This is a genomic window from Kribbella sp. NPDC048837 (genome assembly GCF_055586945.1).
Window position 1 is genome coordinate 1 of the sequence record NZ_JBVJHF010000017.1, and the last position, 15,257, is coordinate 15,257.

11 protein-coding genes and 1 pseudogene are annotated in these 15,257 nt (G+C 69.3%); 4 read left to right on the forward strand and 8 right to left on the reverse strand.

Going from position 1 to position 15,257, the window contains the following annotated elements; translation table 11 throughout:
• Window positions 1-326 (reverse strand): annotated as a pseudogene (locus ACZ6O0_RS42785) (hypothetical protein); the annotation flags it as partial.
• 48 nt (window positions 327-374) lie between these two features.
• Window positions 375-821: a pyridoxamine 5'-phosphate oxidase family protein gene (locus tag ACZ6O0_RS42790; protein WP_465770851.1), complete on the reverse strand. Its 447-nt coding sequence runs from the start codon at window positions 819-821 to the stop codon at window positions 375-377.
• 304 nt (window positions 822-1,125) lie between these two features.
• On the opposite strand from ACZ6O0_RS42790, the gene ppdK reads away from it, so the two are divergent.
• Window positions 1,126-3,840: a pyruvate, phosphate dikinase gene (ppdK, locus tag ACZ6O0_RS42795; protein WP_465770852.1), complete on the forward strand. Its 2,715-nt coding sequence runs from the start codon at window positions 1,126-1,128 to the stop codon at window positions 3,838-3,840.
• 73 nt (window positions 3,841-3,913) lie between these two features.
• On the forward strand, window positions 3,914-4,135 hold the full coding sequence (locus ACZ6O0_RS42800) for a hypothetical protein (protein WP_465770853.1): 222 nt from the start codon (window positions 3,914-3,916) through the stop codon (window positions 4,133-4,135).
• On the opposite strand, the gene ACZ6O0_RS42805 is transcribed toward ACZ6O0_RS42800, so the two are convergent.
• The 5 genes from ACZ6O0_RS42805 to ACZ6O0_RS42825 all read right to left on the reverse strand — a co-directional run bounded on the left by ACZ6O0_RS42805 (window position 4,136) and on the right by ACZ6O0_RS42825 (window position 11,289).
• Window positions 4,136-6,544, reverse strand: a complete 2,409-nt coding sequence (locus ACZ6O0_RS42805) for a glycoside hydrolase family 65 protein (protein WP_465770854.1) — start codon at window positions 6,542-6,544, stop codon at window positions 4,136-4,138.
• A complete protein-coding gene (locus ACZ6O0_RS42810) occupies window positions 6,541-7,521 on the reverse strand; it encodes an Acg family FMN-binding oxidoreductase (protein WP_465770855.1) in 981 nt (326 codons plus the stop codon). The genes ACZ6O0_RS42805 and ACZ6O0_RS42810 overlap by 4 nt, the downstream gene beginning before the upstream one ends.
• A gap of 25 nt (window positions 7,522-7,546) precedes the next feature.
• Window positions 7,547-8,023, reverse strand: coding sequence for a GyrI-like domain-containing protein (locus tag ACZ6O0_RS42815; protein WP_465770856.1), 477 nt, complete (start codon window positions 8,021-8,023; stop codon window positions 7,547-7,549).
• A 125-nt stretch (window positions 8,024-8,148) separates the two neighbouring features.
• Window positions 8,149-10,668 (reverse strand): cation-translocating P-type ATPase, encoded by a 2,520-nt coding sequence (locus ACZ6O0_RS42820; RefSeq protein WP_465770857.1) that lies wholly within the window; start codon window positions 10,666-10,668, stop codon window positions 8,149-8,151.
• 36 nt (window positions 10,669-10,704) lie between these two features.
• On the reverse strand, window positions 10,705-11,289 hold the full coding sequence (locus ACZ6O0_RS42825) for a CBS domain-containing protein (protein ID WP_465770858.1): 585 nt from the start codon (window positions 11,287-11,289) through the stop codon (window positions 10,705-10,707).
• A 351-nt stretch (window positions 11,290-11,640) separates the two neighbouring features.
• On the opposite strand from ACZ6O0_RS42825, the gene ACZ6O0_RS42830 reads away from it, so the two are divergent.
• Window positions 11,641-12,000, forward strand: coding sequence for a VOC family protein (locus ACZ6O0_RS42830; protein ID WP_465770859.1), 360 nt, complete (start codon window positions 11,641-11,643; stop codon window positions 11,998-12,000).
• Between the two features lie 87 nt (window positions 12,001-12,087).
• The gene (locus ACZ6O0_RS42835; RefSeq protein WP_465770860.1) at window positions 12,088-12,960 is read left to right on the forward strand and encodes a universal stress protein; all 873 of its coding nucleotides are present in this window, start codon (window positions 12,088-12,090) and stop codon (window positions 12,958-12,960) included.
• Between the two features lie 231 nt (window positions 12,961-13,191).
• Here the strand turns inward: ACZ6O0_RS42835 and ACZ6O0_RS42840 are convergent, their stop codons facing one another.
• On the reverse strand, window positions 13,192-15,216 hold the full coding sequence (locus ACZ6O0_RS42840) for a serine hydrolase domain-containing protein (RefSeq protein ID WP_465770861.1): 2,025 nt from the start codon (window positions 15,214-15,216) through the stop codon (window positions 13,192-13,194).
• Between the last annotated feature and the right edge of the window lie 41 nt (window positions 15,217-15,257).

Consider the following 15,257-nt stretch of genomic DNA (forward strand, 5'->3'; position numbering starts at 1 on the left):
ATCTGGTCGGGGGTGACGCCGTGGGTGATGAACCGGACCAGGCGCCGGCCGTCCGGGCCGACGACGCCGAGCGCGCCGTAGCGGGCGCCGGCCAGCTCGCAGGCCGCGGTGACGATCCGGTCCAGGGTGCTGTTCAGGTCCAGGTCCGCGCCGATACCGACGACCGCGTCCAGCAGCGCCCGCAGCCGCTCCTGGTACTCCATGATCTCGTCCACACGGCCGAGCAACTCCTGCAACAGCGCATCCAGACGCACCCGGGACAACCCGGAGAACTCCAACGCCCCCTCGTCCCAGCCTCCCCGCCCCGCCCCCGAGTCCTCCGCCACGGAGCAACCATACGGACTGCCACGTTCGTTGGAAATGATCGGCCAGAACTAGGCACCTGCCGACGAACGCTGCTCCCACGGGACGAGGCGCCGCCCGTGAAGAGACTTGATGCCCAGCCTGACCACCTGGGGGTAGTCCAACGGCAGCCACGAATGCCGCGGCAGGGTGGCGCGGAGCGTCGCGGTTTCGTCAGCGGTGGCGACGGACAGGTGGCCGATCGCCGTGACGGTCCAGCCGGCATGGCGCTCGAGGTCCACGTCGTCGGCCTCGAAGGCGACGACGTCGCCACGTTCGGCCGCGCGGAGCGTGTCAGCCGGTCCGGTGCTGAACACGATGGTGTCGTCGTCGAGGACGAAGTTGACCAGCCGGATCGCGGGGAGGCCACCGCAGGTGTAGAGGAGGCGGCCGAGAGGAAAGGAGGCGAGTTGACGCAGGCAGTCGGCGTTGCTGAGGACCTCCAGCCGGGTGTGGTCGATGCGGAGTTGCGTGGTCATCGGTGCCTCCAAGAGCAGTGGACAGTCGCCGTGCCCTGTCCATCCGCCAACGATCGCCAGGCGTGACCGATCGGAGTAGGGCCGAAGGTCCCGGAGTCGACCACAGCACTGCTGGCCGCCGTACTGGCTGTTGGCTGTGGCAACGATTGTCGGCGTGATCGTTCTCGATGTCCGGTACGGCGTACACGCTCCCCACCGTCGTCGCGGCCTTGCCGGCTGACCACCATCTGGTCTGGGTCGGGACCTTCGGCCCTGTGCCCGCGGGGTGAGGGACGGGAGCGTGGGAGAGGGAGGTGGCATACACATGACCACAACGCCGACGACCGGCCGTTATGTCTTCGACTTCGCCGAAGGGAGCATGGACCAGAAGGAGCTGCTCGGGGGGAAGGGCGCCAATCTCGCGGAGATGACCCGGTTGGGGCTCTCGGTTCCAGCGGGGTTCACGATCGGTACGACGGCGTGCCGTGCCTATCTGGCGACCGGCGACCTGCCGGCCGGACTGGCCGGCGAGATCACGGCGCACCTCGGCCGGCTCGAGCAGGCGATGGGCCGCCGGCTGGGGGACCCGGCGGACCCGCTGCTGATCTCTGTGCGCTCCGGCGCGAAGTTCTCGATGCCCGGAATGATGGAGACGATCCTCGACATCGGGCTGACCGACGAGTCGGTGCACGGGCTGGCGAAGCACTCGGGTGACGAGCACTTCGCGTGGGACTCCTACCGGCGGTTGCTGCAGATGTACGCGCGTACCGTGCTCGACGTACCGGACGACCTGTTACAGGCAGCGGTGTCCACGGAGTACGCCCAGTGGGGGGTCGGAACCCCCGAGGAGTTGCCGGCCGCGGCGATCGAACGTGCCTGTGCGGCGTTGAAGCGGGTGATCGCCGACCACGCCGGCCGACCCTTCCCGCAGGACCCGCCGGAGCAGCTCGACCTTGCGATCCGCGCCGTCTTCCGCTCGTGGTCGACACCTCGGGCACGCCTGTACCGGCGCCAGGAGCACATCCCGGACGACCTCGGCACGGCGGTCAACGTGATGGCGATGGTCTTCGGCAACCGCGGCCCGGACAGCGGGACCGGTGTCGCCTTCACCCGCGACCCGGCGTCCGGTGCGACGGGGGTGTACGGCGACTACCTCCAGGACGCTCAGGGGGAGGATGTTGTCGCCGGTGTCCGCAACACCGTGCCGCTGGCTCAGCTGGCCGAGATCGATCCGGTCAGCCACACCGAGCTGCTGACCGCGATGTCGGCCCTGGAACGGCACTACCGGGACCTCTGCGACATCGAGTTCACGATCGAACGTGGCCGGCTGTGGATCCTGCAGACCCGGGTCGGCAAACGTACCGCTGGAGCGGCGTTCAGGATCGCCACTCAGTTGGTCGACGAGGGTCTCATCAGCCTCGACGAGGCGCTGCTGCGCGTCACCGGCGCCCAGCTCGGGCAGCTGATGTTCCCCCGGTTCGGTGAGCGGCACGGCGTACCGGAGTTGGCCCGCGGTGTCGGCGCTTCGCCTGGCGCCGCGGTAGGTGTCGCGGCCTTCGACTCCGAAGCCGCACGGCGGTTCGCCGCCGATGGGCGGCATGTCATCCTCGTTCGCCGGGAGACGAATCCCGATGACCTGCCTGGCATGGTGGCGGCCGCGGGAATCCTCACCACCCGAGGTGGGAAGACCTCCCATGCCGCGGTCGTCGCTCGCGGCATGGGCAAGACGTGCGTGTGTGGCGTGGAGAGTCTGTCAGTGGACCCGGTGGCGTGCCGCGCGGTCACCGCCGAGGGTGTCGTCATCGAGGAAGGCGACGTGTTGTCATTGGACGGAACCTTGGGAGTCGTCTACCGCGGAGAGGTTCCGGTCGTCGCCTCGCCCGTCGTGGAGTACTTCGAGGGCCGTCTGGAGCTCTCCGAGGCGGATGACCTGGTTCGCGCCGTCCACCGGCTGCTGCGGCACGCGGACGCCCGTCGCAAGCTCGGCGTACACGCGAACGCCGACACTCCGGACGACGCCGAGCGCGCCAGGCGGTTCGGCGCCGGGGGTATCGGGCTGTGCCGCACAGAGCACATGTTTCTCGGCGAGCGACGCAAATTCGTCGAGCGGCTGGTGCTCGCCGAAGATGCCGCGGCGCAGCAGGCGGTGCTCGAGGAACTGCTGCAACTGCAGCGGGATGACTTCGCCGGGATCTTCCGTGCGATGGCCGGCCGACCGGTGACGGTGCGACTGATCGATCCGCCGCTGCACGAGTTCCTGCCCGACCTCACCGACCTGTCGGTGCGGGCAGCGGTCGGCCGGGCCACCGGCACTCCCGATGTCGAGGCCGAGCGCCTGCTGCCGGCGGTCCAGCGGATGCACGAGAGCAACCCGATGCTGGGACTGCGCGGCGTTCGGCTGGGAATCGTCATCCCGGGATTGGTCGCCATGCAGGCCAGGGCGATCGCCGAGGCCGCGGTCATCGTGACGGGGGAAGGCACGACAGTACTGCCGGAGATCATGGTGCCGTTGGTGGCCGGAGAGACAGAGCTGCGCCTGATGCGCCAGGAGATCGAGCGTGTCCTCGCCGAGGTGGCGACTCGCACCGGCCGCACGGTTCCGACCCGGATCGGTGCGATGATCGAGGTACCGAGGGCGGCGCTGGGTGCCGAGCGGATCGCCCGGTCCGCCGACTTCTTCTCGTTCGGCACCAACGATCTCACCCAGTTGACGTGGGCCTTCAGCCGCGACGACGTGGAGGCGTCGATCTTCCCGCGCTACTTCGACGCCGGGATCTTCGCGGTCTCTCCGTTCGAGTCGCTCGATGTGGAGGGCGTCGGCCGCCTCGTCCGGATCGCTGTCGCCGAGGGACGCGGCGGCAACCCGGATCTGGTCATCGGTGTCTGCGGTGAGCACGGCGGCGACCCGGCGTCGATCGCCTTCTTCGCCGACGCCGGGCTGGACTACGTTTCCTGTTCCCCGTACCGCCTCCCGATCGCCCGTCTCGAAGCAGGACGCGTGGCCGTGGCACCCACCTCGGTGGAGAGCGACACTCGCTGAGCGCGGCCCCGCGGCCCGGCCGACCTCCCTTGCCGGGAAGGCCGGCCGGGCGCATGGTGGACGGGTGGGCAGGATGACGTGGCACGAACTCAGTCCTCGCAGTCGCCGGCTGATCATCGCCGGCGGCGCTGTCGACGGCGCGCTGAAGCTCGCCGCCCTGGTCGATCTCGCGCGTCGGCCGGCTGCGGAAGTCAGGGGGCCGAAGGCGCGCTGGGCGGTGGCCATCACGCTGATCAACTCGGTCGGTGCGGTGCCGATCGCCTACTTCGTCTACGGCCGTCGACCGCGGAACTGATCAGGTCGATGGCCGGACTCCGTAGCGGGTCCAGGTGCGGGACTCACCGGCCTTCAGGTGCCGTGTCCGGCCGAAGCATCGGACGGCGATCGGGGCGCCCGGGCCGGGATCGACGGTGAGCGTCACTCCGGTGGTGGACACTTCGGCGACGAGCCGGTGTCCGCGGTAGCGCAGCACCATCCGGAGCGTGCCGAGTTTGCCCGGCCAGTGCGGCGCGAAGCGGAGTACGCCGTTCGTCGTGCCCAGACCGGTGAAGCAGCGCTGGATCAGGTCGGCGCCGCCGGCCATCGCGGCGAGGTGGATGCCCTCCGCGGTCGTGCCGGTCTGGCTCGGATCGCCGGCGTCGCTGTGCAGCGCCTGTTCGAGGAAGCCCAAGGCCCGATCGGGATCGAGCATCGCCAGCCCCCACGCGTGCACGACCGCGCTGAGCGACGATCCATGACAGGTGCGGGCCAGGTAGTACTCGACCGTCGCGCGCAGGGTCTCACCTGTCAGCGGGTAACCGAGCCGGTCCATCAGATCGTGCAGTTCCCGGCCGGGCAGGAGGTACAGGAGCATCAGGACGTCGGCCTGCTTGGAGACCTGGTACGTCGTCACGTCGCGTCCCTCGGCTTCGAGGATCCGGTCCAGCCGGCGGATGTCGCCGTACGTGGTCCGGTACTGCTGCCAGTCGAGCTCGATGAGTCGCTCGTATCCCTCGAACTGGCTGATCACCCCGTCGTGGAACGGGACGTACAGCCGGCGGGTGAGCTCGTCCCAGTGGCTGAGCTCCTCGGATCGGATGCCGAGCGACTCGGTCAGTTCCGTACGTCGCCAGTCCGGCAGCCGGTCCAGCGCCTTGGCGGCCACGCCGAACAGCCAGGCCGCCAGCACGTTCGTATAGGCGTTGTTGTCGATCCCGGCACCCGGCTGATCGGGATAACCGGTGTGGAACTCGTCGGGTCCGACCACACCGCGGATGAGGTAACGGTCGCGGCCCTGGTCGTACTCGGCGAGACCGGCGAAGAACCGTGCCACCTCGACGATGACCTCGGCACCGTAGTCGCCGAGGAAGGCGAGATCGCCGGTCAGCTCGACGTACTGCCACATGGTGTACGCGACCGCCAGGCCGACGTGCCGTTGCCGGAAGGTGGCGTCCTCGCTCCATCGACCGGACAGCGGGTTGAGGTGCAGTCGCTGGCTCTCCTCGCGGCCGTCGCTGCCGGACTGCCACGGATACATCGCTCCCGGATAGCCTGCCTGTCGAGCCGCCTGTCGGGCGGCGGGCAGCCGCCGGTACCGGTAGAGCAACAGCGCCCGGGTCAGCGCCGGGCTGCGCAGGGTGAGGACGGGGAAGATGAACAGCTCGTCCCAGAAGATGTGGCCTCGGTACGCCTCCCCGTGCAGGCCGCGAGCGGGGACGCCGGCATCGGTGTCGGCGCTGTGCGGCGAGACCGATTGGAGCAGGTGGAAGATGTTCAGCCGGACGGCGGCCAGGGTGCCGTCGAACGGCTCCTCGAGCTCGAGTGAGAACTGCCGCCAGAGGTGTGACCAGGCCAGCACCTGGGCTTCGCGCAACTGGTCGAAGCCGGGTGCGTTCGCGAGCGCGGTGCGGGTGGCCAGCAGCGGCTCGGAGATCCCGGGATCCCTGGAGCCGAAGACTGCGGCGACCTTCTCGGAGGTGACGACGTCTCCGCTCTGGACCGGGATGACAACCTCTGCGCAGGCGGACGTCGCGTCCGTCCGCGAGGTCCACCCGGTGACCGGGGATCCGTTGTGGCCGGCGACGGTGCGCGTCCCGACGGCGACCCGGTGACGTGACTGGGACGTGGTCGCGGTGACCATGAGGTTGCCATCGGCAACCGTGGCGGACAGGTCGGTCAGGTGCCGGCCGGACAGTTTCCGGTAGCGCTCGACGCCGGTGTTCCGGACGGCTCCGTTCACCGCGGTCCCGAGCCGTAGCCGGCCCTCCCAGTTGACGACGGTGACGGCCAGGGTCTGGCCGGCCAGGTGGGGCTCGGCCATGCTGACGAAGCGCCGTTCCACGCCACGGACCTCACGGCCGTGCGGGTCGCGGAGCCGGAACCGCCGGGTCAGGACGCCGCGCAGCAGGTCCAGCTCCTGGTCGTGCTCGAGCACCTCGCAGGTGTCGGGGGAGAGCCAGTCGCCGTCGTCGATGGCAACTGTCAGTGGCAGCCAGTCCGGCAGGTTCACCAGGCTCTCGTTCTCGACGACATGGTCGTCGACCTGATCGGTCAGCCGGTTGTAGTAGCCGGCCAGGTAGGTCCCCGGGTAGTGGTGCTCGCCGGCTACCGCACCGGCCCAGGCTCCTCTGGTGGCGAAGTACCCATTGCCGACGGTGCACAGCGCCTCGCGCCGCCGCTCGTCGGCAGGATCGTAGCCACCGAAGCGGTGGATCCAGTCGTTCATGGCTCGACGCCGAGACGATCGACGGTCTCCCACCACCGCCGGCGGCCGGTGCGCTCCTCGGCGTGGGCCGGATAGCCGATCCGGAGGATCATCTGCGGCCAGGTCCGTCCGCCGGCCAGGTCCCGGACCTGTGTCCGCAGCGCCGGGTACTCGAGTGCCTGGTTGAGGAAGGACGCGGCCAGCACCGAGGAAGTTGCTGTCAGCAACACTCGCTCCAGAGCCTGGCCGGCCTGCACCCACGCGCGCTCGTCCTCGTCCACGGTGCCGAGTACGGCGATCCGCGGTTGTCGCTCGAACACCGCGTGCTCTCGTCCGGGTACGGCGAACCCCGCCGCCAGGTCCCGGACCATGGCCGGACCGGTGGGGGCCGGCCCGAGCGCGGGGCCGGGGATCCCATCGTCCTGGCGCTCGCCGCCGATCCATCGTTCGCGCTCGTGCAGGCGGTCCTCGTCGTGCAGGTCGAGGTCGTCGGCCCGCCGCAGCAGCTGTCCGAGCTTCCGGGTGGCCTGATCGTTCAACCAGTGCAGCTCGGCGCCTTCGGCCTCGGCGGCCCGGGTCAGTGCGCTCGTCACCGTGCCCGGTATGGCGTGGTCGAGCAGCGGGCCGCGATAGGTGTGCCGGCGTGAGATCTCGCCGTACAGGGAGGACAACTCCGGCACCAGGCCGCTGCGATCGGACAGGTAGATCCGGGCGACCACGTTCGGCTCGGCCGGGTCGGGGGCAGCCGCGAACGTCGACACGTGCCCGAGCATGGCGGCGGCCACCCGGAGGTTGAACGCCGCCGCGCCCAGACCGATCCGGATCGCGCGGCCGGCCGGGTCGGCGGCGGGCAGGACCAGGTCTTCGTCGAGCCGGACGTCGATCACCGGTCCGGCGACCTCGAACCGCCAGGGCTGGGTGTTGTCCATCGACGGAGCGTGGACCGCGGCGGTGAGCAGGATGCCCACCTCGTCGTCGGTCAGGGCTGGGGTGTTCACGGGCGTCCTCCTTGTGTGCGGCTGACTACGAGAGGTCCTGCGCCGCGCAGTACGGCTGGACGATCTCGGTGTGCCAAGTGCCGGGGTCACCGTCGGGCGGATCGTGGTAGATCTCCCAGGGGTCACTGGTGGGCGTGGCGCCGCGCGACCTGAGCCAGTCGGTGACCGCCGCGTAGGTGGAGCCGAGCTGGTCGTACGGGCCGACGTGAACGGTCACGGCCGCTGGACCGCCGGGCAGGGTGGACGGCTGCGTCGTCCCATCGGGGCTCATCGGCTCAGCCACCGGAAAGCCGGCCTCGACGTCGAACGAGCCACCGGGCCTCACGTGGTACCGCGCGAAGGGGGGACCGATCGGAACGACGCCACGCAGCCGCAGGGATTCCGCGACCTCGCCGTACGCCTTGGGGAACCAGGTCGCCATCTCGGGGACGGTCATCGTCTCGCGGCGCACCACCGTGGGCTGTTGAGTGAGTTCTCGCGTCTCGATCAGAGCTGTGCGCATTGTCGGGCTCCTTTGCTGGTCATCTCCAGCACACGCCAAGCGGCGCGCGGTCAGCAGGGCCGACAGTCCTGAACCAGGCGGGACCCTCGCTCGATCAGCGCACGAGCAGCTGATCTGCTACCGGCTCACGGCTCGTGCCAGCCTCCGAGTCGACGCCGCAGGGCGACGATCAGGCCGGGGAGGATCGCGAACGCGGCGGCGATGGCGAGCTCGGAAGCCGACAGCGTGTGCAGGCTGAGCAGCTCGCGCAGAGGCGGTGCGAACAGCGGCCCGATCTGTGCCAGCAGGGCGCCCACGACGGCGACGTCGAGGAAGCGGAGCCGACGCTCACCAGTCGGCCGCGGTCGGCGGAGTGCAAGAGCGACGCCCAGTTGGGCCAGGCCGAGGACGACGTACGCCGTCGTTTGCCAGGGCCCACCGGTCGCGCGGATGCACAGGGCGGCGGCGAGGGTGACAGCGGCGATCAGTGCCCCGGTCCAGGCGACTCGTTGCCAAAGGCCAGCACCGAGGACCTGCTCGCGCGGGGATCGTGGACCGCGCCGCATCGCCCGCGGATCGGCGGGTTCGGCGCCGATGGCGACGCCTGGCAGCCCATGGGTGAGCATGTTGATCCAAAGGATTTGCGCGGGGACCAGCGGCGCGGCAAGTCCCAGCATCGGGCCGATCAGCATCACCAGGACTTCGGCCAGACCGCCGCTGAGTGCGTAGCGCAGGAAGGTCCGTACGTTGGCGTAGATCCGGCGCCCCTCCTCGATGGCCACCACCACCGTGCCGAGGTCGTCGTCGGTCAGTACCAGGTCGGCCGCCTGCCGGGCCACCTCGGTGCCGTCCTTGCCCATCGCGACCCCGATGTCGGCGCACCGCAGGGCCGGTGCGTCGTTGACGCCGTCGCCCGTCATGGCGACCACCTGTCCGGCGCGCTGCCAGGCGCGCACGATGTCGAGCTTCTGCTCGGGCCGGATCCGGGCGAACACCCGTCCGACGGCCGGGTCGGCGCCTTCGTCGATGTCGGCGCCGGTGACGACGCCGGCTGTGTGCAGGCCGACCCGCTCGGCCACCGCATGTGCTGTGCCGGGCGCGTCACCGGTGATCAGGAGCAGGTCGACGCCGGCGTCGCCCAACGCGCTCGTCACCTCGGCGGCGTTGTGGCGGACCGGATCGGTGAGCGCCACCAGGCCGACGAGCCGCAGGCCGTCCTCGGTACGAGGTGTACCGGGTGGCAGCAGCCGATCGGCGACCGCCAGTACGCGGTAACCGTCAGCTGCGAGTTCGGCCGCGATGGCCCGCGCTGTCGCGATGTCGCCGTACGACGTGACCGCTGGATCGAGGATCACCTCGGGTGCACCTTTGCCGACCACCAGTGTGCCGTCCTCGCCGGGTATCCGGTGAAAGGTGGTCATCCGCTTGCGGACGCTGTCGAAGGGTAGTTCGGCGACCCTCGGGTGGGCCGCCCGCAGCGGTTCTGGGTCGAACCCGCCGCGACGGGCCAGCGTGAGCAGCGCTGCCTCGGTGGGATCGCCGAGCGGCAGCCAGACAGGTTGGTCTGGTCCGGGCGGCTTCAGATCCGCGTCGTTGCACAGCACGATGTCGCGGAGCAGTTGCTGCGGTGGTTCGGCGTCTCCGAGCGCGGCCAGCTCGCCGGCCGGCGCGTAACCATTGCCGCTGGCAATGAACTCGCCGTCCTCGGTCCACAGGCGCTCGGCCAGCATGACTCCCTCGGTCAGCGTGCCGGTCTTGTCCGCCGCCACGACTGTGACGGAGCCGAGGGTCTCGACGGCGGGCAGGCGGCGGACGACGGCCGACCGGCGGGCCATGCGATGGGCACCGATGGCGAGGGCGAGGGTGACGACAGCGGGCAGGGACTCGGGTACGGCGGCCACAGTCAGGCTCACCGCGGTCACGATCATGTCTGCGGCCGGAAGACCCCGAAGCAACCCGGCCACGGCGACAACACCGGACAACAGCAGTGCGACCACGCTGAGGATGCGACTGAGTGACCTGAGCCGGAGCTGCAGTGGCGTAGGTCGTGGTCGCTGATTGGAGAGCAAGCCCGCGATCCGGCCGAGCGCGCTGTCCGGGCCCGTGCGAGAGACAACTCCGGAACCCCGGCCGCGCGTCACCACTGTGCCCGCGAATACCTCGTTGCCGGTGGCTTTCTCGACAGGCAACGATTCACCGGTGAGGGCAGACTCGTCGGTCTGCAGGCGTACTGCTCCTTCGAGCTCGACGTCTGCCGGGACGATGTCGCCTGCTTCGAGCAGGACCAGATCGCCGGGGACGACGTCCGCCGCGGGGATCACCATCGTCCGGTCGGAACGGCGTACGGTCGCCTGTGGTGCCGCAAGGCGGTTCAGCGCGGCCAGCGCATGTTCGGCCCTGAGTTCCTGAACCACGCCGACGGCGGTGTTGAGCACGATCACGATCAGGATCACCGCGAGGTCGGCGAGGTCGTGCAGCGTCGCGGTGAGAACGGCTGCGCCCAGCAACAGCAGGATCATCGGGTCCCGCAGTTGTGCCATGACCCGGAGGAGGGCCGACGGAGGCTTGGGGGAGGCCGTGGTGTTGGGACCGTGCTGAGAGAGCTTCCGGGCAGCCTCGAACTCCGTCAGGCCGGGGTGTGCCGGCAGCTGAACGAGGTCGGTCATCGCACCGTCACCTGTGCGGTCGCCAGGTACGTCATGTCAGCGGCTGCGGACGGCGACGACGCCGCGGACGGTGCCGGCCAGGACGCCGGCGAGGTTGCGTTCGCGTGGGTCGGCCGGGCCGATGACTGTGACGACGCCGTCGTGGACGTCGACCTGCCAGTCCGGGTTCTCGGCCTGGATGATCTCCTGCACCTCGGCGCGGATCCGTTCGTCACGGCCGGCCAGCAGGTGGACGATGTCGCTGCGGCTGATCATGCCGATGACGCGGGCGTGATCCAGCACCGGCAGGCTCTTCATCATCGTCGAGGCCATCAGGTCGATCGCGATGTCCAGGTCGTCGTCGGCGTGGACGGTGACCACCAGGTGGTTCATCACGTCGGCGATCCGGCGTGGTGGCGTGTCGGTGGTCGTCCGGACGGCGGCCCTTGGCGCGTGGTCGTCCAGCGGGGCGGCGTCCTGGACGAGGTCGGCCTCGCTGACGATGCCGACGAGGACGCCGGTCGCGTCGACGACGGGCATGGCGGTGATCTTTCGATCGTCGAGGAGCCGCAGCGCCACGCCGACCGGTGTCTCCGCCGTCACGGTGACCGCGGGTGCGGTCATCAGGTCCCGGATCAACATCGTCATCACCTCGCACAACCCCAGTGGTTCCTGCGTCCATCTCCACGATGTCCGGACTGCGAAGGTGATCCCAGAGACGAAGGACCCGGTCGGCCCGGGACTTGTGTTCAGCGGTAGAGGCGGGGGCGTCGTACTGCGTTTGCGCCTGCTGTCCCGGCGGTCTGTTCGGCTCAAAGCTTGTGCTGCCTTCAGCTGGTCGACGGTCCGCCCAAGCCGGGGCGTGCGGGTCAGGGACCTTCGGGGCAGCCACGTGGGGACTTGGTCCCTGGGCCGGGTGGCGCGGTCGGCGTTCGCTGGACAAGTAGCGATTGAGTTGTCCGGTGGGACGAGCACACAACGGAGGTGGGGAGCATGACGAGTCCGGTGATCCACTTCGAGATCGGCGGCCGCGATCTCGGTCGGATGGCGTCGTTCTACGGAGAGTTGTTCGGTTGGCAGTTGCAGCCTGCGGGACCGGAGTACTCACTCGTGCCGGCCGGCGAGCACGGTATCGGCGGCGGACTGCTGCAGACCCGGAACGGGATGCCTTCCTACGTGACCGTGTACGTCGCGGTGGACGACCTGCGGTCGACCCTCGATCGGGCCGGCGTGCTCGGCGCGAAGACCGTCGTCGAACCGACGGAGATCCCCGGCATCGGGCAGTTCGCCATGCTCGCCGACCCCGACGGCAACATGATCGGCCTACTCCGGCAGGACGACGTGAAGGCGTAAACCAGGGACGCCGCTGAACGGCACGGCCAGGACACCGACAGCCGCCGCCAGACGATCGAGGTGGCGGACCAGGGGGAGGACGAGACCATGAGCACCACCCGCAAGTCTGTGATCCATGTCGGCGTGGACAGTTCGTGGCGTGGCTCCGGTGCGCTGGAGTGGGCGCTGCAGGAGGCCGAGTTGCGGCAAGAGCCCCTCCGGGCGCTGCACGTCATCGAGAAGATGGTGCACAGTACGCCGTACTGGTCGCCGATCGTGACGGACGACAGCGCGGCCGACCTGGTGAACGATGTCCAGCGGCATCTCGACAGCCGAGGCAACGGCTTGGAGCACGAAGCCGACCTGCTGATCGGGTCGCCCGCGGTCACGCTGGTCGCGGCTGCCGAGGTCAGCGCGATGCTGGTCGTCGGCCGGCGCGGTGTGGGCGCCTTCAAGCGCCTGTTGATCGGTTCGACCTCGGAGGCCGTGGTCCATCAGGCGACGATGCCGGTCGTGGTTGTGCCAGATGCGTGGAAACCGAGTGATCATGCCGGTCCGGTCGTGGTCGCGATCGACGACATCGGCGCGAACTACGCCGAGCTCGAGTTCGCCGTCACCGCCGCCGAGGAGCGGCAGGTGCCACTGCGGATCGTGCACGTCTGGGATCTGCCCGCCGTCTACAGCTGGGATGCGAAGAACATCGCAGGGGTCGGTACGGAGTGGGCCGAGAACGCCGGCCGGTACGTCGATTCCGTCGCCGACGAGTTGCGACGGAGGCACCCGGAACTGATCGCGGAGACCGACGTACGCCGTGGCCACCCGGTCGATGGCGTCGTCACCGCCGCACAGGTCAGCGATGCCCAGCTGCTCGTCGTCGGCGGTCGTCGCCACCGTCGCGTGACGTCGTTCCTGCTCGGCTCAGTCACCCGCGGCGTCCTCCACCACGCAACCTGCCCGCTAGCAGTCATCCACAGCACCTGATCACCAGGTCACGGAACCTGCCCAACCTCGCACAGATCCGCCGTGCTCGGCGTTCGGGTCATCGCCCTGACCAACCGACTTCAACTGTCCCGCCCCTGGATCCCCTGGTGGATGCCCAATCCGTGGGCCGCACCGGCCGGCCAGTACCCGTACAGGCAAGTGCCGCCTCGACCGATCGACTGACGGTCACGCAGCAGTCAGAGCCAACCTCGGGCTTTGCGACAGCCGAAGTCACGAGAGCCCCCAGCCGATCAGCTGCCAAGCGGCGAGCTGAGCGATCACTGCGACTGAGGCAACCGCAAGTACTGCGTATTGGAGTCTGAGCGCACTCGACCACCAGCGGAGTACCCACCCCGCGGTCATGAGGACAAGTGTGGACACGCTCAGAACGGCCAGCGCCAGTGGCAGATGCAACGCCAAGCGTTGGGCCATGGGGAGGTCGAGCCATCCGAGGAAGCCGGAGTCCACGAGTCCAGGCATCCATGCGACCAGCGCCGTGTTTGCGATCGTCAGTATCGCCGTGACGAGCGCCGTGAGGGCGGCGATCCGACGCAAGCCGGCGGGCCGCCCGCTGGAAGCCGAGCGCAACCGATGGCGACGTACCTCACGAGCTGCGGCAGCGACGAGCCACGCGGCTGCAACGAGGGAGGCGATGCCCAGAATGCCCCACTGCCACCGGGCGGGGCCTTCTGCCACTCGGGCGAGCCTGAGCCCTTGCCACCTCGGGACAGCGCCTCGCAGGTCTAGCGTCTCGCCGTTGTCTGCGAGGAAGAGACCGGGTGCGACTTCGACGAGCTGGTGGCGGACGAGCGATTCCGTGTCGTCGACCTCGAAGTACGGGACGCCCTCGTCGACGACGAACCGGCCCAGCGGACCAGTTGGAGCGAGCACACCCCAGTCGGGCGCTCGGTACGGACCGGCGTACGCCGCCCAGCGGGTCGCCTCATCACCAGTCGCGACCATGGCGGTGCCGGCGATCAGCTTCGCCATCCCGGCTGGGGGTTCGAAGCGTCCCGGATCGACCACCGCCGGCCGCGACGGCAGTTCGAGCAGCCGATCGCGATACACACCCGGCTCCGTCAGCACGTCAGTGAGAATCGACAACGCGAGACTTCCCTGGAGCTGGTGATCTTCGGAGTTGGTCAAGATGGCGATCCCGATCCGAACCTGCGGCAGCCACCACAGGTCGGAGAGGAAGCCGAAGCCACCGCCGCCGTGGGTGAAGAGATCGGGCCGTTGGTCCCAGCGATTCCACCGCGTGCGCGTGACGCCGAGCGCGTAGCCGGCCGGTGCTCCGGCACTGGGTGCCGGGACAGTACGTGATTCCTCCATGGACTTCGGATCGAGGACCACGCGACCGTCGATGGAGCCGTCGTTGAGCTGGAAGCGAAGGAAGCGGGTCAGGTCGGTGGCGCTGGTGTACAAGCCGCCGGCGGCGGTCATCGGCACGTCGACCGGGATCTCGGGATAGGGATAGACGTGTCCCACCGCGCGATCCGCGGTCGAGCGGATCGTCGTCCGATCGAAGGTGCTGCGGTTCATGCTCAGCGGGCCGAGCAGCGAGTCATGCATCACGTCCGCGAACCGTGTGCTCTCGACTCGCTCCAAGATGTAGCCGGCGAGGTCGATCCCGAGGTTCGAGTACGCGTACCCGCTGCCGACCGGGAAGCGCAGCCAGGTGTCGGAGATGCTGCGGACGTGCGAGTCGAAGTCGCCGGGATCGAGCTCGTTGTTGTTACCCACCGGGGCCTCATGGGTGAAGCCGGCGGTGTGGCCCAGGAGCATCCGGAGCGTGATCTTCCGCTCGGGGTGCTCCTCGAACGCGCTGCGGACAGTGAACCTGGGCAAGTACGTGGTGATCGGCTCGTCGAGATCCAGTCGGCCGGCCGCGACGGCCTGCATGACCGCCGTAGCCGTGAAGGTCTTCGACATCGATTGGACGCTGAAGATCGTGTCCGCGGTCACCGGGGCACCGCCCGCATGGTCCCGGTAGCCGAAGCCCTCGACCCACAGCGCCCGATCGCCATTCACCAGCGCGACAGCCAGACCCGGGATCCCCTGCTCGTCCATCAATCGGGGGATTCGCTCCCGGTACCGGGCGATGACTGTCTCCGTCGCGTCGCCGGCTGGGTCGGAGGGGGCCGACCCAAGAGGCACCAACGACGCGGCGAACCCAAGAAGGAGGCTCGCAGCGACGGTCGCTCTCGTGACTCTGCCCAGCCGGCGTGATGCTCGGCTGACCGCGCTCCTGGTCATGTCGCCCACCAACGGTGCTCGTCCGTGCCGCACCTTCGATA

Excerpts from the sequence above, each read along its gene's own strand:
- ACZ6O0_RS42790 (WP_465770851.1), bottom strand. The coding sequence starts at position 821 with ATGACCACGCAACTCCGCATCGACCACACCCGGCTGGAGGTCCTCAGC.
- ppdK (WP_465770852.1), top strand. The coding sequence starts at position 1,126 with ATGACCACAACGCCGACGACCGGCCGTTATGTCTTCGACTTCGCCGAA.
- ACZ6O0_RS42800 (WP_465770853.1), top strand. The coding sequence starts at position 3,914 with ATGACGTGGCACGAACTCAGTCCTCGCAGTCGCCGGCTGATCATCGCC.
- ACZ6O0_RS42805 (WP_465770854.1), bottom strand. The coding sequence starts at position 6,544 with ATGAACGACTGGATCCACCGCTTCGGTGGCTACGATCCTGCCGACGAG.
- ACZ6O0_RS42815 (WP_465770856.1), bottom strand. The coding sequence starts at position 8,023 with ATGCGCACAGCTCTGATCGAGACGCGAGAACTCACTCAACAGCCCACG.
- ACZ6O0_RS42820 (WP_465770857.1), bottom strand. The coding sequence starts at position 10,668 with ATGACCGACCTCGTTCAGCTGCCGGCACACCCCGGCCTGACGGAGTTC.
- ACZ6O0_RS42825 (WP_465770858.1), bottom strand. The coding sequence starts at position 11,289 with ATGTTGATCCGGGACCTGATGACCGCACCCGCGGTCACCGTGACGGCG.
- ACZ6O0_RS42830 (WP_465770859.1), top strand. The coding sequence starts at position 11,641 with ATGACGAGTCCGGTGATCCACTTCGAGATCGGCGGCCGCGATCTCGGT.
- ACZ6O0_RS42835 (WP_465770860.1), top strand. The coding sequence starts at position 12,088 with ATGAGCACCACCCGCAAGTCTGTGATCCATGTCGGCGTGGACAGTTCG.
- ACZ6O0_RS42840 (WP_465770861.1), bottom strand. The coding sequence starts at position 15,216 with ATGACCAGGAGCGCGGTCAGCCGAGCATCACGCCGGCTGGGCAGAGTC.